The organism is Citrobacter sp. Cpo071 (genome assembly GCF_030332765.1).
GTDB lineage: Bacteria > Pseudomonadota > Gammaproteobacteria > Enterobacterales > Enterobacteriaceae > Citrobacter > Citrobacter portucalensis.
In genome coordinates this window covers 98,154-121,047 of record NZ_JAOWHE010000084.1, presented here as the reverse complement: position 1 = coordinate 121,047, position 22,894 = coordinate 98,154, and the positions used below count along the sequence as shown (strand labels likewise).

The window sequence follows — 22,894 nt, the reverse complement described above, 5'->3', positions numbered from 1 at the left end:
GGTGCTGTTTTGTAACCCGTCTAAATTGGCGGTAACGAAAGAGGATAAACCGTGTCCCGTATTATTATGCTGATCCCTACCGGAACCAGCGTCGGCCTGACCAGCGTCAGCCTTGGCGTGATCCGCGCAATGGAACGCAAAGGCGTTCGTCTGAGCGTCTTTAAGCCGATCGCTCAACCGCGTGCCGGTGGCGATGCGCCAGACCAGACTACCAGCATCGTCCGTGCTAACTCTTCTCTGCCAGCCGCTGAGCCGCTGAAGATGAGCCACGTTGAGTCTCTGCTGTCCAGCAATCAGAAAGATGTGCTGATGGAAGAGATCATCGCGAACTACCACGCGAACACCAAAGACGCTGAAGTTGTACTGGTTGAAGGCCTGGTCCCAACCCGTAAACATCAGTTCGCGCAGTCTCTGAACTACGAAATCGCGAAAACGCTAAACGCGGAAATCGTCTTCGTTATGTCTCAGGGTACCGACACCCCGGAACAGCTGAACGAGCGTATTGAACTGACTCGCAGCAGCTTCGGCGGCGCGAAAAACACCAACATCACCGGCGTAATCGTTAACAAACTGAACGCACCGGTTGATGAGCAGGGCCGTACTCGCCCGGATCTGTCCGAGATTTTCGACGACTCTTCCAAAGCGAAAGTGATCAAAGTTGATCCGGCTAAACTGCAAGAATCCAGTCCGCTGCCGGTTCTGGGCGCGGTGCCATGGAGCTTCGATCTGATCGCTACTCGTGCAATCGATATGGCGCGTCACCTGAACGCCACCATCGTTAACGAAGGCGATATCAACACCCGTCGCGTGAAGTCTGTGACGTTCTGCGCACGCAGCATTCCACATATGCTGGAACACTTCCGCGCAGGCTCCCTGCTGGTAACTTCCGCAGATCGTCCTGACGTGCTGGTTGCAGCATGCCTGGCGGCCATGAACGGCGTGGAAATCGGTGCCCTGCTGCTGACTGGCGGCTACGAAATGGACGCGCGCATCACTAAACTGTGCGAACGTGCATTTGAAACCGGCCTGCCGGTATTCATGGTAAACACCAACACCTGGCAGACCTCTCTGAGCCTGCAGAGCTTCAACCTGGAAGTTCCGGTTGACGATCACGAGCGCATTGAGAAAGTTCAGGAATACGTTGCTAACTACATCAACGCTGACTGGATTGAATCCCTGACTGCAACCTCTGAGCGTAGCCGTCGTCTGTCTCCGCCAGCGTTCCGTTATCAGTTGACCGAGCTGGCGCGCAAAGCGGGCAAACGCGTTGTTCTGCCGGAAGGCGACGAACCGCGTACCGTTAAAGCGGCAGCCATCTGTGCTGAACGTGGTATCGCAACCTGCGTACTGCTGGGTAACCCGGATGAGATCACCCGCGTTGCAGCCTCTCAGGGCGTTGAACTGGGCGCTGGCGTAGAAATCGTTGATCCAGATGTGGTTCGCGAAAGCTACGTTGCTCGCCTGGTCGAACTGCGTAAAAACAAAGGTATGACCGAAACCGTTGCCCGCGAACAGCTGGAAGACAACGTGGTTCTCGGTACCCTGATGCTGGAACAGGACGATGTTGACGGTCTGGTTTCTGGTGCAGTACACACCACCGCAAACACCATCCGTCCGCCGCTGCAGCTGATCAAAACTGCACCGGGTAGCTCTCTGGTGTCTTCCGTGTTCTTCATGCTGCTGCCGGATCAGGTTTACGTTTACGGCGACTGCGCGATCAACCCGGATCCGACTGCAGAGCAGCTGGCAGAAATCGCGATTCAGTCCGCTGATTCCGCAATTGCCTTCGGTATCGAACCGCGCGTAGCGATGCTCTCCTACTCCACCGGTACTTCTGGTGCAGGTAGTGACGTAGAGAAAGTTCGCGAAGCAACCCGTCTGGCACAGGAAAAACGTCCTGACCTGATGATCGACGGTCCGCTGCAGTACGACGCCGCCGTTATGGCTGACGTAGCGAAATCCAAAGCGCCGAACTCTCCGGTTGCAGGTCGCGCTACCGTGTTCATCTTCCCGGATCTGAACACCGGTAACACCACTTACAAAGCGGTACAGCGTTCTGCCGACCTGATCTCCATCGGGCCAATGCTGCAGGGTATGCGCAAGCCGGTGAACGACCTGTCTCGTGGCGCGCTGGTAGACGATATCGTCTACACCATCGCACTGACCGCGATCCAGTCTTCCCAGCAGCAGTAATCTGCCGAGTGTGCCGGATCTTTTATCCGGCAACACATCTGCTTTTCAAACCGGAAATAGCTGATATTTCCGGTTTTTTTATGTCTTTTTCCCCTTTGGCATAATCTGAAACATTTGCCTGGATGCGCTGCATCAATGAATAACTATTCTTCTGTTCGCATACTTACTCTCTTTTGCGTTGCAACAGGGATAGTCTTTCATGTCAGCAGTAACAGAATCACAGCCAGCTAAAAAATGGGCGATGCCCGACACGCTGGTGATTATTTTTTTCGTCGCCGTTTTAACCAGTCTGGCGACATGGGTTGTTCCCGTCGGGATGTTCGACAGCCAGGAAGTGCAGTATCAGGTTGATGGACAAACCAAAACCCGTAAGGTGGTTGACCCCCATTCCTTTCGTATTCTGACCAACGACGCAGGTGAAGAGCAGTATCACCGGGTGCAGTTATTCACCACCGGAGATGAACGCCCAGGCCTGATGAATTTCCCGTTTGAAGGATTAACCTCCGGCTCGAAATTCGGCACTGCTGTCGGCATCATTATGTTTATGCTGGTCATTGGCGGCGCATTCGGCATCGTTATGCGTACCGGCACCATTGATAACGGCATCCTGGCGCTCATTCGCCATACGCGGGGCAACGAGGTCCTGTTTATCCCAGTGCTGTTTATTCTCTTCTCCTTAGGCGGCGCGGTGTTTGGCATGGGGGAAGAGGCTGTTGCCTTTGCCATTATCATCGCGCCTTTGATGGTACGCCTAGGTTACGACAGTATCACCACCGTGCTGGTTACCTATATCGCGACTCAGATTGGTTTCGCCAGCTCATGGATGAACCCATTTTGCGTGGTGGTCGCGCAAGGTATTGCGGGGGTACCGGTGCTCTCTGGTTCCGGGCTACGCATTGTGGTCTGGGTGATCGCTACACTAATCGGGCTGACCTTCACGCTGGCCTATGCGGCGCGTATCAAAAAGAATCCGCTTTTGTCCCGGGTACATGAATCCGACCGCTTCTTTCGCGAGCAGCAGGACGAAGTCGTGGAACGACGCTTCACGCTGGGCGACTGGTTAGTGCTAGTGGTGCTGACCGCGGTGATGATTTGGGTTGTCTGGGGCGTTATCGCCAACGCGTGGTTTATTCCTGAGATCGCCAGTCAGTTCTTCACGATGGGTCTGGTGATTGGCATTATCGGCGTCGTGTTTCGGCTCAACGGCATGACGGTCAACATCATGGCCTCCTCATTCACTGAGGGTGCACGAATGATGATTGCCCCTGCCCTGCTGGTTGGTTTTGCCAAAGGCATTTTACTGCTGGTCGGTAATGGAGAGGCGGGTGAAGCCAGCGTGTTAAACACGCTGCTGCACAGCATTGCCAATGGCATCAGCGGGCTGGATAACGCCATCGCGGCGTGGTTTATGCTGTTGTTCCAGGCAGTTTTTAATTTCTTCGTCACTTCCGGCTCTGGTCAGGCTGCGTTAACCATGCCGCTACTGGCACCGCTGGGCGATCTGGTTGGCGTAAACCGTCAGGTCACAGTCCTGGCCTTCCAGTTTGGCGACGGATTCAGTCATATTATCTATCCGACGTCAGCATCTCTGATGGCTACGTTAGGCGTTTGTCGGGTGGATTTTCGTAACTGGCTGAAGGTAGGTGCTACGCTGTTGGGACTGCTGTTTATTATGTCCAGCGTGGTGGTGATTGGCGCGCAGATGATGGGTTACCATTAAAAAGTGTGCGTCCGGCCTACTCGATTTCTCGACGCAGTAGGCCGGATGAACAGAGTTTACTCAGCTTCTTCCTGCTTTTCGGCTTTCGCCCCTTCATTCTTGGCGTTGCGGGTCATCCACAGCGCCAGGGCTTTCAGGGAGTCCGGTGTAAATTCGTCGCAGCGCGCGGTAATTTCTTCCGGCGTCAACCAGCAAACTTCACTGACCTCATCTTCCTGAAGCGCAAACGGTCCGTGGGAAACGCAGCTAAACAACCCACCCCATACGCGACAGTTCTGGTCTTCAAAGTAAAACTGACCATGCTCGGCAAACGGCACGCCCGCAATCCCCAGTTCCTCTTCTGCTTCACGACGCGCTGATTCCAGCATCTGCTCGTCAGCCTGAACCACACCGCCTGCGGTGGCATCCAGCATGCCGGGCAAAAAATCTTTTGTCTCAGTGCGACGTTGAACCAGAATTTTGCCCATACCATCATGCACAACGATATACGTTGCACGATGGCGTAAGCGTTGCGCCCGCATTTGTTCCCGGCTGGACTGTGCAATGACTTCGTTGTCTTCATTCACAATATCCACCCATTCAGTACTTGCCAAACGACGCTGTTCCACCATCAGGAAACCTTCTTTTTTCTGGCGCTCTTACGGCGCGTTTATGTTTGTGGGGTAAATTACGGATTAATCTCGACCTGTGCAATAACACTTTGATCATTGAGTGCCATTACGCTGAGAACATTATCATCCAGAATCCCGTAACTTGCCGCAAAGCCCCCTTTCGGGATGCTTACCGAGCCGGGATTGAAATGATAGATACCCTCGCGCCGCTCAGCAACCGGCAGATGAGTATGCCCATAAACCAGAACATCGCCCGCATTGAGCATCGGCATATTTTGCGGGCCAAAAAGGTGTCCGTGCGTCAAAAAGAGTCGCTGGTTTTCTGTCAGAATTTGCTGCCACGGCGCAGTCATCGGAAAATGCAGGAGCATCTGATCCACTTCGCTGTCGCAATTACCACGCACCGCAATAATTCGCGATGCCAGCTCATTCAGCCGTTCAGCAACCTGCGCAGGTGCATAGCCTTCTGGAAGCGCATTACGCGGCCCGTGGTTTAAAACATCACCCAATATCACCAGCCATTGCGCGCCGCTTGCAGCAAACCGTTCGAGTACGCGTTCCGTGGCTGGCAACGAACCATGAATGTCCGATGCGAACATCAGTTTCATCACTCACTCCTCGCTGAAAATCACCTTGTAATGATACTGGATTGCGGCCCGTTTTTCAGCAGGAACGCTTCGCTGAAAGCGCGATAAAACGCTGTACTGAAGCGCGCTGCCACTGGAAGGTGGCGTATTCCGCAAGCGCTTCTGGAACCTCATCACCATTCAGGACCAGGCGATTAAGCATTAGCGCTAAATCACAGTCAGCGATACACCATTCGCCAAATAAATTCTGCTTACCGTGGCTCAGTAAACTGCTCGCAGTAGCGAACAGTTTTTCCGCACTGGCTTTTCCCGCTTCGCTTAACGGTCCTTTCTTTACGCCAGCAAAAACAACATCTGTTGATCGTTCTTCACGGATAGGCATTAAATCGCTGCGGATCCACGCCTGAACCTGGCGCGCCCGCGCGCGTTTTTGCACATCGTGCGGATAGATACGCTCCCACTGTGGCGGTGCAAAGCTCTCTTCCAGGAATTCCGTAATCGCTGATGATTCGCTCAGTTCAAAACCATCGATCTCAAGAACCGGTACGCGGCGCGTCAAGGCGTAACCTTGCCATGAAGGATGCAAGTGTTCACCACTATTGAGATCAACGGTTTTCAGCGTGAAAGGTAGCCCCTTCTCTTGCAGAGCGACATAAACAGACAGCACGTAGGGGGAGAAAAAATTGGCATCTGACCACAGCGTAATTGCAGATTTGCTCATAATGTCCTCTGAAGTGTATTGGCTTGCCTTCAAAATATAGAGTCTTTCTCTCGCTGTCACTTGATGAAAACTCACGCACGCCAACAGGCTCTATACTTGTAATGACCCGGTTCATGACAAAACGGATGCTGAAAATGATCGATCTCTATTACACGCCATCGCCAAACGGTCACAAAATCACGCTGTTTCTTGAAGAGGCACAGCTGCAATACCGTCTGATTCATGTCGATATCAGCAAAGGCAGCCAGTTTCGCCCCGATTTTCTGCTGATCTCGCCGAACAATAAAATCCCGGCCATTATCGATCATGCACCGGAAGATGGCGGAAGGCCCATCAGCTTGTTTGAGTCCGGAGAAATTTTACTCTATCTGGCGGAGAAGAGCGGTAAGCTGCTCAGCGGTGAATTACGCGAACGCCACACCACGCTGCAGTGGCTTTTCTGGCAGGTCAGCGGTTTGGGCCCCATGCTGGGACAGAATCATCATTTCAGTCATTACGCTCCGCAAACGATCCCTTACGCTATTGAAAGATATCAGGTTGAAACCCAGCGCCTGTACAACGTGATGAATAAACGTCTGGAAACGTCACCCTGGCTGGGAGGCGATCACTACAGCATTGCTGACATTGCCTGCTGGCCGTGGATCCACGCCCATCAGCGTCAGCGCATCGACCTCGACAATTACCCGGCGGTCAATAACTGGCACGAACGCATCCGTACGCGTCCTGCCACGGAACGCGCCATGCAGCAAGCACTGAGTGAGAAGCGGTGACGCAATTCGGTTCTCGTGTATCATGCAGAGGTTCATACATGGAGGAAACCTGCAATGTCACAACCTGACGCTATTATTCGTATAAAAAACCTTCGTCTGCGCACCTTTATCGGCATTAAAGAAGAGGAGATCCTTAACCGCCAGGATATCGTCATCAACATTGCCATTCACTATCCGGCAGACAAAGCGCGTACCAGCGAAGATATCAACGACGCGCTGAATTACCGCACTATAACCAAAAGCATCATTGCCCACGTGGAGGGTAACCGCTTCTCATTGTTAGAAAAATTAACTCAAGATGTGCTCGATATCGCACGCGAACATCACTGGGTCACTTATGCTGAAGTGGAGATAGATAAACTTCACGCATTGCGTTACGCCGACTCAGTATCAATGACGCTGAGCTGGCAGCGATAAAACGTAACCCGGGAGGCGACATGCAGATTCTGATTACCGGCGGTACTGGCCTGATTGGACGTCATCTGATCCCCTGCCTGCTGGAACTGGGGCATCAGATAATCGTAGTGACACGTACCCCTGATAAGGCTCGTCAGATTCTCGACTCTCGGGTCACGTTATGGAAAGGACTGGAAGAGCGGCAACATCTCAATAATATTGATGCCGTGATTAACCTTGCCGGAGAGCCTATTGCAGATAAGCGCTGGAGCGCACAGCAAAAGGAACGCTTGTGCCAGAGCCGTTGGGGCATTACGCAGAAACTGGTCGATTTAATCAATGCGAGCGAGACGCCGCCCTCAGTGTTAATCTCCGGTTCCGCTACCGGTTACTACGGCGATTTAGGCGAAGTTGTAGTCACTGAAGAAGAGCCGCCGCATAACGAATTTACCCACAAGCTGTGTGCCCGCTGGGAGCAAATTGCCAGCACTGCGCAAAGCGACAAAACCCGAGTGTGTATGCTGCGTACCGGCGTGGTACTGGCCTCAGCAGGCGGCATTCTGGCAAAAATGGTCCCGCCGTTTCGTCTTGGCTTAGGCGGCCCGATCGGTAACGGACGCCAGTATATGGCCTGGATCCATGTTGATGATATGGTCAACGGAATTATCTGGCTGCTGAATAACGATCTACGCGGTCCCTTCAATATGGTTTCGCCATACCCGGTGCACAATGAGCAGTTTGCCCACGCGCTGGGTCACGCTCTTAACCGCCCTGCCATTCTGCGCGTTCCCGCCACCGCTATGCGACTGCTGATGGGGGAATCGTCAGTACTGGTCCTTGGTGGACAACGCGCATTGCCCAAACGCCTGGAAGCTTCCGGTTTCACTTTTCGCTGGTACGATTTAGAAGAAGCGCTGGCGGATGTCATCCGATAACCCCTAAGCGCTATTCACAGTCGCCGTTGTGGTGGTAAGGTTATAGACCAGATTTCCGCAATGGCGACGTTATGGCGATAATATCGACTCCCCGACTTACCCTCTCTTTGTTTCAATTTTCTGACTGGTCATTTTTCCAGAAACTCCGTGAATGTCCTGAAGTCATGCGCTATATGGGCAACATCGCCCCGGCGAAAGATACGCGGCTGTTATTCGCCAGACGTCTGGCCGCACAGCACACTTTCGTCATCCGTGAGCATAACAGCCCGACGCCACTTGGCGATATTGGTCTGCAAATCAGCCATCTTTACCCGCAGGAAGCCGACCTCGGCTACGCCATCATGCCACAGGCTCAGGGGAAAGGTATTGCCAGCGAAGCCGTCCGCGCAGTGTGCCAGTATGCCTTCGAGCATGCAGGTGTGACGGCGATAAACGCATACGCGCTGGCGGATAACAAGGGTTCAATCCGTATTCTGGAAAAGACAGGCTTTGTACGTACGCAGGTACTGGAAAAGGCGTATGAGACTGACGGCATCGCCTACGACGACTGGGTGTTTCGGCTGGAGCGCGACGCGCTAAAATTGTAAGCCCGGAAAGCGTAGCGCCTCCGGGCTGTTGACTTACTTCAGCGATCCTTTAAGGAACTGCTGCAAACGCGAGCTTTGCGGATTACCGAATACCTGCTCCGGGTCGCCCTCTTCCTCAATTTTCCCCTGATGCAGGAAAATCACGTGCGTGGAAACATGACGGGCAAACCCCATTTCGTGGGTCACCACCACCATGGTTTTCCCCTCTTCAGCCAGCTGTTGCATAATGCGCAGCACTTCACCCACCAGCTCAGGATCAAGCGCCGACGTAGGTTCATCAAACAGCAACACTTCCGGTTCCATCGCCAGCGCACGGGCAATGGAAACACGCTGCTGCTGACCACCGGACAGGTGCACCGGATATTTGCCCTGTGCGCGCTCATCAATGCCCACTTTAGCCAGATACTTCACCGCACGGTCGCGAGCTTCCTGCTTGCTCAGCCCCAACACCTGAATCGGCGCTTCCATGACGTTTTCCAGCACTGTCATGTGGCTCCACAGATTAAAGTGCTGAAAGACCATCGTCAGACGCGTACGCAGCAGGCGTAGCTGATTTTTGTCCGCAACTTTCAACTGGCCGTCTTTGTCGCGCACCAGACCAATGCTCTGACCGCTGACGACAATCGACCCGGCACTCGGTTTCTCAAGAAAGTTAATGCAGCGCAGGAAGGTACTTTTACCGGAACCTGACGAGCCAATAATACTGATAACATCACCCGCGTTGGCCTGCAGCGATACCCCTTTCAGCACTTCATGTTCGCCGTAGTGCTTATGTAAATCGATAACGTTTAATTTATTTTCAGACATCGTGTTACTCGAATCATTTAGAGGATACATGCTGCAACCAGCGTTTTTCCGCTTTACGGAACAGACTGATCAGGACATACGAAATAATCAAATACAGCACAGCGGCAATACCGAAGGCGGTAAACGGCTGATATGTTGCCGAGTTGATATCGCGAGCGATTTTCAACAAATCAGGTACCGTTGCAGTAAATGCCAGCGCCGTGGAGTGCAGCATTAAAATGACTTCATTGCTGTATGCCGGCAGCGCAATACGCAGCGCGGAAGGTAAAATAATGCAGCGATACAGTTTGAATGACGAGAAACCGTATGCGCGCGCAGCCTCAATCTCACCGTGAGGCACGGAACGAATAGCCCCGGCGAAAATCTCCGTGGTATAGGCGCAGGTATTCAGCGTCAGCGCCAGCACGGTGCAATTCAGCCCGCTGCGGAAAAACGCGTTGAGGAAGTCCGTGCCTTTAACTATCTCCAGCGTATACATCCCGGAATAAAACACCAGTAGCTGAACGTACAGCGGCGTCCCACGAAAAATATAGGTGAACAGCCAGATGGGAAACTGGATAAATTTATTACTGGAAACGCGACCAATCGCCAAAAAAAGTGCCAGTATTCCGCCCATCACTACTGACGAAATCAAAAGCCACAGGGTGATAGCGACGCCAGTGTAGCGATATCCGTCGGTCCACAGCAGGGACTTCCAGTATTCCTGAATAATCTCGATCACAGGTCAGCCCTCTTCACACCCACGGAATAGCGGCGCTCAAGGTACAGCAGCACACCATTAGAAACAGTGGTAAACACCAGATAGATGACCCCGCACACGACGGCAAAATAGAACGGCTCCCAGGTACTCTTCCCGGCAAGCTGAGTCGCTTTCACCACGTCTTCAAGTCCAAGCAACGATACCAGCGCCGTAGCCTTAAGAATAACCTGCCAGTTATTACCGATTCCCGGTAAGGCATAACGCATCATCGCCGGGAACATAATGCGACGAAATATTTGTGGGCTGGTAAAGCCAAACGCCGTCGCGGCTTCAATATGGCCTTTTGGTACAGCCATAAACGCACCGCGAAAAGTTTCGGTAAAGTAGGCGCCGTAGATAAATCCAAGGGTGATAATGCCCGCAACCATCGGATCAATATCAATCTGGCCGATACCGATGGCATCGGTAATGGTATTCAGCGCGATTTGTAATCCGTAGAAGATGAGCAGCATTAAGACCAGATCGGGCACGCCGCGGATTAGCGTTGTGTACCCTTCGAAAATAAGCCCCATTGCCCGGCTTTGCGACAGCTTTGCTGCTGCGCCGACAAGACCTATCAGAACCGCCAGTACCACCGAGCTGAGTGCCAGCTCCAGCGTAACAATTGCGCCCTGTAAAATAACACCTGAAAAGCCATACAACATGCTGCCTGTCCTGTCGTGTGTGGTGGAGTAGTAAGCCTCTTTTGATTTCAGACTAACCGTTAAATGCCGGATGGCGACTTTGCCTTATCCGGCCTACAAAATCACCGTAGGCCTGATAAGTGCGGCGCCATCGGGCATAAATTCAACGCGTCAAAAATCTACGGGCTTTATCAGCACCTGCGGTAATTAACCGCCGTAAACATCAAAATCGAAGTACTTTTTCGCCAGCTTCTCGTAAGTACCGTCAGCTCGCATTTCGGCAAAGGCTTTATTCAGCGCTTCGCGCAGTTCGTTATCGTCTTTGCGCAGCCCCATACCGGTACCCACGCCGAACAACTTCTCGTCTTTCACAGACGGGCCGCCGAATTTGTAATCTTTACCGACTGGCTGTTTCAGGAAGCCTTCGCTAGCCGCGACTTCATCCTGGAACGCGGCGTCAATACGCCCGGCAGTCAGGTCAGAATAGATATTGTCCTGCCCCTGATAAGAGACAATCTCAATACCTTTTGGCGCCCAGTGTTCGTTGCCGAACGTTTCCTGGGTAGTGCCCTGCAGCACACCAACACGTTTGCCTTTCAGCGACTCAATGGTCGGCTGAATAGCAGAATCTTTAGCGACAACCAGACGCGAATCGGCTGCATAAAGCTTGTCGGTAAATGCGATTTCCTGCTGACGTTTTTCAGTAATGGATAGCGAGGACATGATGGCATCGATTTTCTTCGCTTTTAGCGAAGGGATCAGCGCGTCCAGCGGGTTTTCCACGAAGGTACATTGCGTATTGATACGTTTGCACAGCTCTTTAGCCAGATCGATATCAAAACCGACTAATTCACCCTGCGCATTCTTCGATTCGAACGGCGCATAAGTAGGATCGGTACCGATACGAATTTTTTGCGGAATGGCTGCAAATGCTGCGGTAGCACTGGAGAAAGCCAGAACCAGAGAAAGAGACAACACCAGTTTTTTCATAACTATCCTCAACAGACTGTCTTTTATAGGGGATCTTTACAGGACCAGGTGCAGTTATCGTGCCATTAATCAGGCCGACAAGGCAAAGCATTCTACCCTGTCGGCGGTATTTATTTGCATGAAAAGCGCTTAAGTATGCACTCATGCTTATTAAGTCAGCAATAAAAGCACCAAAACAGTGCACTGAATTTATTATGCACCGAAATGGTTACCCGCAATGGTGCAGTCAATTCCCCACGCCGCTGTATTAATCGCCGTAGACATTAAAATTAAAATATTTGCTCGCCATTTTGTCGTAGGTGCCGTCTTTACGCAGTTCGCCCAGCGCTTTGTCGAAAGCGGCTTTCAGCTCTGCATCATCTTTGCGCAAGCCAATCCCGGTTCCGTCACCAAAGTATTTTTTATCTTTCACCGACGGACCGGCAAAAGCGTAATCCTTACCAGCAGGCTGCTTCAGGAAGCCTTCGCTGGCCGCGACTTCATCTTGCAATGCCGCGTCCAGACGGCCTGCCGTCAGGTCAGAATAGATGAGGTCCTGGTTCGCATAGGCCACCACGTCCACGCCTTTGCTGCGCCAGTTGTCATTGGCATAGGCTTCCTGAGTAGAGCCTTGCAGGACGCCAACGTGTTTACCTTTGAGGGAATCCAGAGTCGGCTGAATTGGGGAGCCTTTCGCGGCGATCAGACGTGAGTCTGCAGCGTAAAGTTTGTCTGAGAACGCAATCTCTTGCTGACGCTTTTCGGTGATAGAAAGCGAGGAGATGATGGCATCAATTTTTTTCGCTTTCAGCGATGGGATCAGCGCATCAAAGTCACTGGCAACCCAGGTGCATTTGATCTGCATGCGCTTACACATCTCATTTCCCAGATCGATATCGAAGCCGACAAAGTCGCCTTTGGCATCTTTAGAGGAAAAAGGAGCGTACGTTGTATCTGTACCAATACGAACCGTCTGCGGAAGTGCTGCGTAGCTGGCCGCGGTGGCGGAGAGTCCTACCAGCAAAGACAAAGCAAGAACCGTCTTCTTCATACATAACCCTCAAGTGGCGTAATTTTATTATGTTTTACGTTGTGTTGTGTGTTTGCAGACTTTTTCATGCAGGTCTTATGCCATTTTCGCGTCGATGAGGATATTCGACGTTAAATATGTTAATAAAACGTTGCAATAATGTCCTGATTTTGAAGATAGCAGGTCTGGCGGTTGAACCGCAGCGTTTCGTTGAGTTTTAACGAATTAAATGTTGAGGATATGATCGCGGTTACAAAATTGCCCTGAAACAGGGCAACGGATGATTCTTTGCACGCTGATGGAACGGCTTACGCCCCTTGCCAGCGGGTGAACAGGTCCTGCGGAAGGGTAATATCAAACTGGTCAAGCACGCGATTAACCGTTTGATTAATCACATCATCGAGCGTTTGCGGACGATGATAAAACGCCGGGACAGGTGGCATAATTACCGCCCCAATTTCTGCCGCCTGCGTCATCAATCGCATATGCCCCAGATGCAGCGGCGTTTCGCGTACACACAGCACCAGCGGACGACGTTCTTTCAACACCACATCCGCCGCACGGGTAAGCAACCCATCGGTGTAACTGTGGACGATGCCAGAAAGCGTTTTGATTGAACAAGGCAGAATAACCATTCCGGCAGTCTGAAAAGAGCCGGAGGAGATACTGGCGGCGATATCACGGGTATCATGATTCACATTTGCCAGCGCCTGCACGTCGCGCACAGAGAGGTCCGTTTCCAGCGCCAGCGTCTGTCGGGCAGCGGCACTCATCACCAGGTGGGTTTCCACATCAGTGACGTCACGCAATACCTGCAACAGGCGCACGCCGTAAATTGCCCCGCTTGCACCAGAAATACCAATGATGAGTCGTTTCATGTGTAATCGCCCTTACTTGCTCAGGGCCGACTTTGCAGGAAATTACGGTGAGTTGCAAGCAAGGGTGCAGATTGCGCCCTTGCTTGCGAGCAAACATTAACCTTCGTTGTGCATCTCAAGGTTTTCCGCTTCGTTCTGACGCAATACCGCTTTGGCATCGTCATTACGCAGGGAGTCGAGGAAATCGAGATATTGCTGGTCGACGTCTTTGGTAACGTACACGCCGTTAAACACTGAACATTCAAACTGCTGAATATCCGGGTTCTCAGCACGGACAGCTTCAATCAGATCGTTCAGATCCTGGAAGATCAGACCATCTGCACCGATTATCTGGCGAATCTCGTCCACTTCACGACCATGCGCAATCAGCTCCGTCGCCGTAGGCATATCGATGCCATAAACGTTCGGGAAGCGAATTTCCGGGGCGGCAGAGGCCAGATACACCTTCTTCGCTCCGGCTTCACGCGCCATCTCGATAATCTGTTCTGAGGTGGTGCCACGCACGATGGAGTCATCCACCAACAGCACGTTTTTATCACGGAATTCCGCACGGTTAGCGTTCAGCTTACGGCGCACAGATTTACGACGCAACTGCTGGCCCGGCATGATAAAGGTACGGCCCACATAGCGGTTTTTCACAAACCCCTGGCGGTACGGCTTACCGAGAATACGGGCAATTTCCAGCGCGATATCACAGGAGGTTTCCGGGATTGGGATTACTACGTCGATGTCCAGATCTTCCCATTCACGGGCAATTTTTTCGCCAAGCTTAGTCCCCATATTCACACGGGCGCTGTAGACGGAAATCTTGTCGATAAAGGAGTCAGGACGTGCGAAGTAAACGTATTCAAACAGACATGGATTGCTCACCGGGTTATCGGCACACTGACGGGTAAACAGCTGGCCTTTTTCGGTGATGTACACCGCTTCGCCAGGTGCTACGTCGCGCAGGAATTCAAAGCCCAGCGTATCCAGCGCTACGCTCTCAGACGCCACCATGTACTCGGTACGGCCATCGCCAATATCGCGTTTGCCCATCACCAGCGGACGGATACCGTTAGGGTCGCGGAAGGCAACCATACCGTGACCGATAATCATCGCCACACAGGCATAGGCGCCGCGAATCTGGCGATTGGTTGCCGCAATGGCAGCAAAAATATTGTCGGCTTCCAGCGGGTAATGGCGGAAGTTATCCAGCTCGCTGGCGAAAATATTCAGCAGAATTTCAGAATCTGAAGTGGTATTGATGTGGCGGCGCTTTTCTTCAAACAGCTTTTTACGCAACTCATGCGCGTTGGTCAGGTTGCCATTGTGGGCAAGCGTAATGCCATACGGTGAGTTGACGTAAAAAGGTTGAGCTTCGGAGGCGCTGGAGCTGCCAGCCGTTGGGTAACGCACATGACCGATGCCCATATTGCCCTGCAAACGCTGCATATGGCGCGCTTCAAAAATATCGCTCACCATTCCGTTTGCTTTACGCAAGCGGAAGCAGTTGTTGGCATCAATGGTGATGATGCCCGCAGCATCCTGACCACGATGCTGGAGCACCGTTAACGCGTCATAAATCGACTGGTTTACCGGCATAACACCGGCGATACCGACAATACCGCACATACGTCTTTTCCTCGTTCAGCAACGACCCAAAGTTTATACTTTGGGCAAGAAACTTGACGAGCTTTGCAGATAGTCAAAGAACCATCTGATGATGAAACTGAACTGCGGGATCAGCTGTGACTTACCCCAGTCTTCACTTTTCGACAGACCGGTAAAGGTATCGAGAAAGAACAGTATGGCGGCGACGATCAACGCTCCACGCAAAGCACCGAAGCAGATCCCCAACACCCTGTCGGTACCCGACAGTCCTGTTTTCTCTACCAATTGGCCTATCACAAAGTTAACGATAGCGCCGACGATAAGTGTCGCGATGAACAGTATCGCGATAGCAATCCCATTTCGAACCAGTTCGTCTTCAAAGCCCGTAAACCAGACAGACAGGTAAGTGTAGTAATGGCTGGCGACAAAGAAAGCACAACCCCAAGTCACCAACGATAATGCTTCACGAACAAAGCCACGGATCAGGCTAACCAGACAGGAAAAACCAATCACCGCGATAATGGCGTAATCAATCCAGACCATATGTGTCCCACGATTTTACGCCCTGTCGTCCTGTTCGGGGCGCATTCTAACAGAAAAAGAAAACGTTTGCGTAGGGATTTCCTTTCCACGCGTAAATAAAAATGGCGCTGAAAAAATCTTCAACGCCATACGATTTTATGCCTCTTCGGGCACTGCCGGATGGCGGTGTAAACACCTTGTCCGGCCTACATCAGAGCAACGTAACGCAATCCCTTAGTTAGGGGTATACCCCATCACCACCCCGCTCAAACCAGAGATCTTCTGCAGCTCGCCCAGCGAGTTCTTCAGCTTATCTTTGGAGGCGTCAGGCCCTACGAGAATGCGGGTTATTTTACCCTGCACCGGCGTTGACGGGGAAGTATATACCCGGAAGCCCGCGCCACGAAGTTTACCCACGATCTCATTGACCTTATCCGCGTTTTTCAGCGCACCGAGTTGTACAACGTACGCTTTGCCGGTTGGGGCTGGCGCTTCCTCAGCGGCCGGTTTCGGCGCTGGAGTCGGTGCCGGTGTTGGCGTCGGGGCGACGGCAACAGGCTGCGGTTTCGGTTTAGGTTTCGGTGGTTCCACAGGCGCAGGGACAGGATCTAACTCCGCACTGTTTGCCGTCGTCAAACGTGATGGATCCAACGATGGCGCGGCAGCATCACCCGCACGCACCTCTTCTGCCGCCCCTTCCGGCGGCTGAGTCGGCAGTGCCTGCGTTGCTGCAGGCATCATGTCTGGTTCATCGCGATCGCCGGGTTTAGGCACCAGTGGGATCGCTGCAAATTCATCCTGATAATGCTTTTTCTGCCCGTCAAGCAGCCCGGGAAGCACAATTACCCCGAGCGCGACCAGCACAATTGTGCCGACTAATCGATTCTGAAACTTACTCGCCACCGCTTCTCCCCACGTCTATTACTTCCATGACATGTGCGACAGTGTGAAACGATCCACACACCAACACGGTATCTTCTGGCTTCGCCTCAGCAAGTGCCGCAGTCCATGCCTGCGCCACGCTGTCATAAGCGTTGCCTTTGCCCAGGTGCTCCAGCAGCTGTTCTGCCGTTGCACCACGCGGCCCTTCCAGGGGCGCACAGTACCAGTCGTCAACCACGCTTTTCAGCCAGGCCAACGTACCGGCAATATCTTTATCATGTAGCATACCGATAACCGCAAGTACACGCCCGCTTTTCACTAACTTTTTCAGACGTCCGGTCAGATACTCCGCCGCATGCGGGTTATGGGCAACATCAAAAATCACACGCGGCGACTCGCTCACAATCTGGAAGCGTCCCGGTAAAATCGCTTGTTCGATACCGTCACGAATGGCCTGCTCGCTGACGTTAAGACCGCTTGCGCGCAGTGCAGCCAGTGCGGTTGCAGCATTAGGTTGTGGCACCTGCGGCAACGGCAGGTGCGCCAGCGTTCCATGAGCATCAGTAAACGACCAGTCGTTCTCCGTGACCGCATAGCGCCAGTCCACACCACAACGTTGCAAAATCGCCCCGCTCTCCTGAGCGACATCCGCGATGGTGTAAGGCATTTCCGGTTCGCCGACGATGGCCGGTTTATCTGCGCGGAAAATCCCTGCCTTCTCACGACCAATACTTTCGCGATCCGGGCCCAGCCAGTCAGTATGGTCAAGCGCAATACTGGTGACTACTGCGACATCGGCATCGACGATATTGGTGGCGTCAAGGCGGCCGCCTAACCCCACTTCCAGAATAACAACATCCAGTTGGGCCTGTTTAAACAGCCAGAGTGCCGATAACGTACCGTATTCAAAGTAAGTCAGGGAAATGTCACCACGTGCGTCTTCAATCTCAGCAAACGAGGCGGTATGAGCTGATTCCGGCAGTTCACGCCCCTGCACGCGTACGCGTTCCGTGTAGCGCACCAGATGAGGCGAACTGTACACCCCAACTTTATAGCCTGCCGCAGTCAGCACAGATTCCAGCGTACGACAGGTTGTGCCTTTCCCATTGGTTCCTGCCACCGTAAAAACAAATGGCGCAGGTTTCAACACACTCAGTTTACGCGCCACCTGGCTGACGCGTTCAAGGCCCAGATCGATGGTTTTACTGTGCAGGTTTTCAAGATAAGAAAGCCACGACGCCAGGGGCGACGCGGCTTGAGGGATACGTTTATTGTCCATGATGCCTGTAGATTCTTTACGTTGAGAAAAGCAAAAGGGCAGCGCCAACCGGCCTGCCCTTTTTTACACGTCGTTTTCCACGTTGCAGATGTGTTGGCTGTACTCGCTCTCCCGAATCACTTAACGGTGTAAGTTCATCGGGATTAACACTCTTGTCGCCTGCCTGCAACCCGAAACCCATAGCGTAAACTATCAGGCCTCTGGTTCCTGATCGGGAACCGGAGGTACCACTTCGCCTTCACGCGGCTCATCCGGATTCGGCGCAGGAAGATTCATCAGCTTCGCCAGGATGCTTGCCAGTTTCAGGCGCATTTCCGGACGGCGAACGATCATATCGATAGCGCCTTTTTCAATCAGGAACTCGCTGCGCTGGAATCCCGGCGGCAGTTTCTCACGTACGGTTTGCTCGATAACACGCGGACCAGCGAAGCCGATCAATGCTTTCGGTTCTGCAATGTTGAGATCGCCCAGCATCGCGAAGCTTGCGGAAACACCACCCATTGTTGGGTCGGTCAGTACAGAAATATACGGTAAACCGCGTTCCTGCATTTTCGCCAGCGCAGCAGAGGTTTTCGCCATCTGCATCAAAGACATCAGCGCTTCCTGCATACGCGCCCCGCCAGAAGCGGAGAAGCAGATCAGCGGACAGTTGTCTTCCAGCGCCTGCTCAACGGCACGGACAAAACGCGCGCCGACCACAGAGCCCATGGAGCCGCCCATAAACGCGAACTCGAATGCCGCAGCAACGACCGGCATACCGTGAAGTGTGCCTTTCATCACCACCAGCGCATCTTTCTCGCCAGTTTCTTTCTGCGCAGAAGCCAGTCTGTCTTTGTATTTTTTGGAGTCACGAAACTTCAGCACGTCTTTCGGCTCAAGCTCGCTACCCAGTTCCACAAGAGAACCTTCATCTAACAGGCTATGCAGGCGATTGCGCGCCGACATGCGCATATGATGGTCACACTTCGGACAGACCTCAAGATTACGTTCCAGCTCAGCACGGTATAAAACCTGACCGCAGCTATCACACTTGGTCCACACCCCTTCAGGAATGCTTGCCTTGCGGGTGGGAGTAATGTTGCTTTTAATTCGTTCAATCCAGCTCATTGGTGACCTTTCTGCCTGAACCCTAGTCAGCTTTGTTATAAGGGGCGCATAATGCCATTTTTGCCCCTAACAGACCATGAATGTTGCACATTAAAACATAACAGCCCGAAACTTTGGATAAAAAAGTGGTCGAACCGCTGAGTTACTTTCTATTTTGCAGCCCGTGACGCAGCACGCTTATGGCGAATTACTTCAATCACCCCCGGCAATACGGAAAGGACGATAATCGCCACAATCAATAATTTCAGGTTTTCCTGGACGATCGGCAAATCGCCGAACAGGTAGCCTGCGTAGGTGAACAACAATACCCACAGCAATGCACCTACGACGTTATACATCGCAAAGTGACGGTAGGACATATGTCCCATACCGGCAACAAACGGCGCAAATGTACGCACGATAGGCACGAAACGCGCCAGGATAATCGTCTTACCGCCATGACGCTCGTAGAACGCATGGGTTTTATCCAGGTAGCTGCGGCGGAAAATTTTGGAGTTCGGGTTACTGAAAAGTTTTTCCCCGAACAATCGGCCAATCGTGTAGTTCACCGCATCGCCCACAATCGCCGCCACAATCATCAGTGCCACCATCAGATGAACATTAAGATCGTTGGTTGGAAGCGCAGAAAGCGCACCCGCAACAAACAGCAGCGAGTCCCCTGGCAGGAATGGTGTCACCACCAGCCCGGTTTCACAGAACAGGATCAGAAACAGAATGGCATATACCCAGATACCGTATTCCGCAACCAGCTCCGCCAGGTGCACATCAATGTGCAGGATAAAATCGATAAGAAAGTAAATCAGGTCCATAGTTTTGCCTTTATACGACTCAAATTAGTCCGCCAGAAATAGCGGGCCCATAGGCGGTTTTGGCAGGTCGAACCGGTCCGGGTAATCTACCGCAACCAGATACAGTCCTTCCGCTTTCGCCGTTGCCGCTGCCAGCGTTCTGTCCTTTGCCGCTAACAGTTCTGCTATCCAGCTCTCCGGCTGGTTGTTGGCGCCAACTTCCATCAGGCTGCCGACAATATTCCTGACCATATGATGTACAAAGGCATTCGCTTTAATATCCACCACCACATATGCACCGAAACGTTCGACGTTAATGTGCATCACGTTTCGCCACGGCGTGCGCGACTGACACTGCACCGCTCGAAACGAGGTAAAATCATTTTCGCCAATCAGACACTGGGCCGCACGATGCATACGCTCAGCGTCCAGCGGTTCATAGTAATGGGTTACCCCTTTACCCAAAACAGCAGGGCGCAACCGATGATTGTAGATGATGTAGCGATAACGGCGAGCCGTGGCGCTAAATCGGGCATGAAAATCATCGGGTACAGCTTTAACCCAGCGCACGGCGATGTCACCAGGTAAATTCGCATTTACCCCCAGTGTCCAGGCCGCATCTTTACGCTGGGCAGTGGTTTCAAAATGCACGACCTGCCCAGTGCCATGAACGCCCGCATCCGTGCGTCCTGCACAAAAAACATTGATGCGTTCATTCGCCACCTGAGAGAGCGCTTTTTCCAGTTTTTCCTGAACGCTACGCACTTCGTTCTGGCGCTGCCAGCCATAATATTTGCTGCCGTCATACTCAATGCCCAGCGCAATTTTATGGGTTGACGGCTGTTGCTGGTCAGACATTAGTACAGGTACTCCTGCACCAGTTTTTCCGCAATTTTCACCGCCATTAACGCGCCGCCAAAGCGTACGTTGTCCGCCACAGACCAGAACTGAACCTGCTCTGGCATACCGTAATCATTATGCACGCAGCCAATAGAAAGGTGCGGCGTGCCCGATGCATCGCCAACCTGAGTCGGGAAATCGGTCTCTTCCGACAACACCACGTCTTCACCGCGTGAAAACGCATCGCGCGCTTCTTCCGCCGCCAACGGGCGCAGGGCCTCAAAATTCACCATCTGCGCGTGGCCATAAAATACCGGGGACTGCACGATGCTGGCAGAGATGAGCAGACTGTCATCCTGCATAATTTTGCGCACTTCATCGACGATACGGCGCTCTTCACGCACGCTACCTTCACGATCGGGCAGCAGCGGCAGCATGTTGAATGCCAACTGACGGCCAAAGAAATCATCTTCGTCAATCGGGATACCGTTAAGCAGTTTCGCACTCTGTCCGGCCAGCGCATCCACCGCTTTTTTGCCATGAGCGGAAGCTGAGATAATATTGGTCACCGTAATACGCGAAAGCCCACCGTCATCAATCAACGGTTTCAGTGCAGACAGCAGTTGGCTGGTCAGACTGTTAGGCACCGCAATCACATTGCGGTTACGGTAATCCGCCAGCACGAACGGGTTAACGTCCGGAACCACCAGCGGAACGTCTGGCTCAAGCGCGAACAGACCGCTGCTGTCAATCACCAGGCAACCCGCATTAGTGGCTTCTTCTACCCATGCGGCGGTGGCTTCAGCGCCCGCAACAAAAAATGCCAACTGTGCCTGCGTCCAGTCAAAGTCTGCAACGTCCTGTACTATGACCGATTTACCGTTAAAACGCAGATGTTCACCGGCGCTTTCATTACGCGCCAGCGCATAAATTTCACCGACCGGGAACTGGCGTTCAGCCAGCGTATCGAGCAGGGCTTCGCCTACGGCGCCCGTTGCGCCCAGAATGGCAATATTCCAGCCTTCAGACATGGTGATTTACTCCAAGAAATACGTAAGCGTCCCTGTCGCATTATTCGACAGGGAGCATTAAGAAGACATTAATGTGCCGGATGATGAACAGCGTTAAAACCCAGCTTACACAATAAGGCAGCAGCCGTTGCGTCGTCACACATCACATATAAAGACGACCATTCACGACGCTCAAGGTAATTTTTACGCAGTTTATCAAACTCACCCGGAATTCCAGCGACTTTGCGCAGCGGCGCATCATCGCGGCGCACATCATACACTAAATGCACCAGCCTTTTCAGCGTTGGCTGATCTAACGGGCCATGCAGAGTGATACGACCAAATTCCGGCGCGGGTAACAGGGTACTGAGCGCAACGTGCTGCTCGTGACCAATAAACTTACTATAGGCCTCAAAGACCTGCGTGGTGCCACGCGCTTTTCCTTCGAGGGTATACCCGGCAATGTGCGCCGTGCCGATATCGGCTTTCTCCAGCAACGCCACATTGAGATCCGGCTCTCCTTCCCAGACATCCAGCACAACGCTCAGCGACTGACCGGCATTCAATCGGTTCAGCAATGCCGTATTGTCGATGACCGCCCCACGGCAGGCGTTGATCAAAATAGTGCCCGGCTTCAACCGGCTAATCAGCGCGTCATCCGCCATGTGCAGCGTTTTGTACGGCCCGTCTTTAAACAGCGGGGTATGGAAAGTCAGCACATCGGCTTGCTCAACCAGTTCATCCAGCGAGCAGAAATTGCCTTCGTCACCGCGATCGGCTCGCGGTGGATCGCACAGCAGCGTGCGGATCCCCAGCGCTTCCAGACGCGCCTGCAAACGCCCGCCAACGTTACCCACACCCACAATGCCTACGGTGCGATCGCGTAACGCAAACCCGTCGCGCTCCGCCAGCATCAGTAACGCTGAAAAAACATATTCTACGACCGCTATTGCGTTACAACCGGGCGCGGCGGAAAAACCGATCCCCGCCTGCGCAAGCCAGGCGTCATCCACATGGTCTGTGCCAGCGGTTGCCGTACCGACAAATTTAACCGGTTTTCCGCCAAGCAGTGATTCATTTACTTTCGTCACCGAGCGCACCATTAAAGCATCCGCATCATCCAGTTCAGCAACGGGAATCGGACGACCGGGAACCGCTTTGACCTCCCCCAAACGACTGAACAGTTCGCGGGCATAGGGCATATTTTCATCAACGAGGATTTTCACGTCTTTCGCACCTGTTTGAGAACGAGAGTTAACCGGGCAAGTGTGCCATAATCTCGCCGC

At 52.8% G+C, this 22,894-nt stretch carries 24 protein-coding genes; 6 read left to right on the top strand and 18 right to left on the bottom strand.

Going from position 1 to position 22,894, the window contains the following annotated elements; translation table 11 throughout:
• The first annotated feature begins 51 nt into the window (after positions 1-51).
• Both pta and yfcC read left to right on the top strand, forming a co-directional pair.
• Entirely contained in the window at positions 52-2,193 is a 2,142-nt protein-coding gene (gene pta / locus OGY09_RS15885; RefSeq protein ID WP_003834771.1) for a phosphate acetyltransferase, read from the top strand.
• A 199-nt stretch (positions 2,194-2,392) separates the two neighbouring features.
• Complete coding sequence (yfcC, locus tag OGY09_RS15880) at positions 2,393-3,913, top strand: putative basic amino acid antiporter YfcC (protein ID WP_032944087.1); 1,521 nt, start codon at positions 2,393-2,395, stop codon at positions 3,911-3,913.
• A gap of 56 nt (positions 3,914-3,969) precedes the next feature.
• Here yfcC and yfcD read toward each other — a convergent pair whose 3' ends face one another.
• Genes yfcD through yfcF form a run of 3 tightly spaced genes read right to left on the bottom strand, consistent with a single transcriptional unit; the run spans position 3,970 to position 5,832 of the window.
• Positions 3,970-4,524, bottom strand: a complete 555-nt coding sequence (yfcD, locus tag OGY09_RS15875; protein ID WP_003834775.1) for an NUDIX hydrolase YfcD — start codon at positions 4,522-4,524, stop codon at positions 3,970-3,972.
• Positions 4,525-4,580: 56 nt separating this feature from the next.
• Positions 4,581-5,132, bottom strand: a complete 552-nt coding sequence (yfcE, locus tag OGY09_RS15870) for a phosphodiesterase (RefSeq protein WP_032944088.1) — start codon at positions 5,130-5,132, stop codon at positions 4,581-4,583.
• A gap of 55 nt (positions 5,133-5,187) precedes the next feature.
• Positions 5,188-5,832 carry a glutathione transferase gene (gene yfcF / locus OGY09_RS15865; RefSeq protein ID WP_003834778.1) on the bottom strand — a complete coding sequence of 215 codons (645 nt, stop codon included), beginning with the start codon at positions 5,830-5,832 and terminating at the stop codon, positions 5,188-5,190.
• A gap of 134 nt (positions 5,833-5,966) precedes the next feature.
• On the opposite strand from yfcF, the gene yfcG reads away from it, so the two are divergent.
• The 4 genes from yfcG to OGY09_RS15845 all read left to right on the top strand — a co-directional run bounded on the left by yfcG (position 5,967) and on the right by OGY09_RS15845 (position 8,520).
• Positions 5,967-6,602: a GSH-dependent disulfide bond oxidoreductase gene (gene yfcG, locus OGY09_RS15860; RefSeq protein WP_020996685.1), complete on the top strand. Its 636-nt coding sequence runs from the start codon at positions 5,967-5,969 to the stop codon at positions 6,600-6,602.
• A gap of 54 nt (positions 6,603-6,656) precedes the next feature.
• Positions 6,657-7,019, top strand: a complete 363-nt coding sequence (gene folX, locus OGY09_RS15855; RefSeq protein WP_003028107.1) for a dihydroneopterin triphosphate 2'-epimerase — start codon at positions 6,657-6,659, stop codon at positions 7,017-7,019.
• Between the two features lie 20 nt (positions 7,020-7,039).
• Entirely contained in the window at positions 7,040-7,933 is an 894-nt protein-coding gene (locus OGY09_RS15850) for a TIGR01777 family oxidoreductase (protein ID WP_003834782.1), read from the top strand.
• 71 nt (positions 7,934-8,004) lie between these two features.
• Positions 8,005-8,520 carry a GNAT family N-acetyltransferase gene (locus tag OGY09_RS15845; protein WP_071992558.1) on the top strand — a complete coding sequence of 172 codons (516 nt, stop codon included), beginning with the start codon at positions 8,005-8,007 and terminating at the stop codon, positions 8,518-8,520.
• A 33-nt stretch (positions 8,521-8,553) separates the two neighbouring features.
• On the opposite strand, the gene hisP is transcribed toward OGY09_RS15845, so the two are convergent.
• From hisP to pdxB, 15 genes are all read right to left on the bottom strand, one after another.
• Positions 8,554-9,327 (bottom strand): histidine ABC transporter ATP-binding protein HisP, encoded by a 774-nt coding sequence (gene hisP, locus OGY09_RS15840; protein ID WP_032944490.1) that lies wholly within the window; start codon positions 9,325-9,327, stop codon positions 8,554-8,556.
• Between the two features lie 13 nt (positions 9,328-9,340).
• Positions 9,341-10,048 carry a histidine ABC transporter permease HisM gene (hisM, locus tag OGY09_RS15835; protein ID WP_003028116.1) on the bottom strand — a complete coding sequence of 236 codons (708 nt, stop codon included), beginning with the start codon at positions 10,046-10,048 and terminating at the stop codon, positions 9,341-9,343.
• Positions 10,045-10,731, bottom strand: a complete 687-nt coding sequence (locus OGY09_RS15830) for a histidine ABC transporter permease HisQ (RefSeq protein ID WP_032944090.1) — start codon at positions 10,729-10,731, stop codon at positions 10,045-10,047. The genes hisM and OGY09_RS15830 overlap by 4 nt, the downstream gene beginning before the upstream one ends.
• Before the next feature lie 186 nt (positions 10,732-10,917).
• Complete coding sequence (gene hisJ / locus OGY09_RS15825; protein ID WP_003028120.1) at positions 10,918-11,700, bottom strand: histidine ABC transporter substrate-binding protein HisJ; 783 nt, start codon at positions 11,698-11,700, stop codon at positions 10,918-10,920.
• Between the two features lie 247 nt (positions 11,701-11,947).
• Positions 11,948-12,730 carry a lysine/arginine/ornithine ABC transporter substrate-binding protein ArgT gene (gene argT, locus OGY09_RS15820; protein WP_006683634.1) on the bottom strand — a complete coding sequence of 261 codons (783 nt, stop codon included), beginning with the start codon at positions 12,728-12,730 and terminating at the stop codon, positions 11,948-11,950.
• A 287-nt stretch (positions 12,731-13,017) separates the two neighbouring features.
• Positions 13,018-13,587: a UbiX family flavin prenyltransferase gene (locus OGY09_RS15815; RefSeq protein WP_032944091.1), complete on the bottom strand. Its 570-nt coding sequence runs from the start codon at positions 13,585-13,587 to the stop codon at positions 13,018-13,020.
• Between the two features lie 96 nt (positions 13,588-13,683).
• Positions 13,684-15,201 carry an amidophosphoribosyltransferase gene (gene purF / locus OGY09_RS15810; RefSeq protein WP_003028127.1) on the bottom strand — a complete coding sequence of 506 codons (1,518 nt, stop codon included), beginning with the start codon at positions 15,199-15,201 and terminating at the stop codon, positions 13,684-13,686.
• 33 nt (positions 15,202-15,234) lie between these two features.
• Positions 15,235-15,723 (bottom strand): colicin V production protein, encoded by a 489-nt coding sequence (gene cvpA / locus OGY09_RS15805; protein WP_003028129.1) that lies wholly within the window; start codon positions 15,721-15,723, stop codon positions 15,235-15,237.
• Between the two features lie 213 nt (positions 15,724-15,936).
• A complete protein-coding gene (gene dedD, locus OGY09_RS15800; protein ID WP_003834793.1) occupies positions 15,937-16,605 on the bottom strand; it encodes a cell division protein DedD in 669 nt (222 codons plus the stop codon).
• Positions 16,595-17,863, bottom strand: coding sequence for a bifunctional tetrahydrofolate synthase/dihydrofolate synthase (gene folC / locus OGY09_RS15795; protein ID WP_032944092.1), 1,269 nt, complete (start codon positions 17,861-17,863; stop codon positions 16,595-16,597). The genes dedD and folC overlap by 11 nt, the downstream gene beginning before the upstream one ends.
• A 192-nt stretch (positions 17,864-18,055) precedes the next feature.
• The gene (accD, locus tag OGY09_RS15790) at positions 18,056-18,970 is read right to left on the bottom strand and encodes an acetyl-CoA carboxylase, carboxyltransferase subunit beta (protein ID WP_003834797.1); all 915 of its coding nucleotides are present in this window, start codon (positions 18,968-18,970) and stop codon (positions 18,056-18,058) included.
• A gap of 149 nt (positions 18,971-19,119) precedes the next feature.
• On the bottom strand, positions 19,120-19,779 hold the full coding sequence (locus tag OGY09_RS15785) for a DedA family protein (protein WP_003028140.1): 660 nt from the start codon (positions 19,777-19,779) through the stop codon (positions 19,120-19,122).
• 24 nt (positions 19,780-19,803) lie between these two features.
• The gene (truA, locus tag OGY09_RS15780) at positions 19,804-20,616 is read right to left on the bottom strand and encodes a tRNA pseudouridine(38-40) synthase TruA (protein ID WP_003028142.1); all 813 of its coding nucleotides are present in this window, start codon (positions 20,614-20,616) and stop codon (positions 19,804-19,806) included.
• A complete protein-coding gene (locus OGY09_RS15775) occupies positions 20,616-21,629 on the bottom strand; it encodes an aspartate-semialdehyde dehydrogenase (RefSeq protein ID WP_032944093.1) in 1,014 nt (337 codons plus the stop codon). Before OGY09_RS15775 ends, truA begins: the two co-directional genes overlap by 1 nt.
• Positions 21,630-21,697: 68 nt before the next feature.
• On the bottom strand, positions 21,698-22,834 hold the full coding sequence (gene pdxB, locus OGY09_RS15770; protein WP_032944094.1) for a 4-phosphoerythronate dehydrogenase PdxB: 1,137 nt from the start codon (positions 22,832-22,834) through the stop codon (positions 21,698-21,700).
• Positions 22,835-22,894 lie beyond the last annotated feature (60 nt).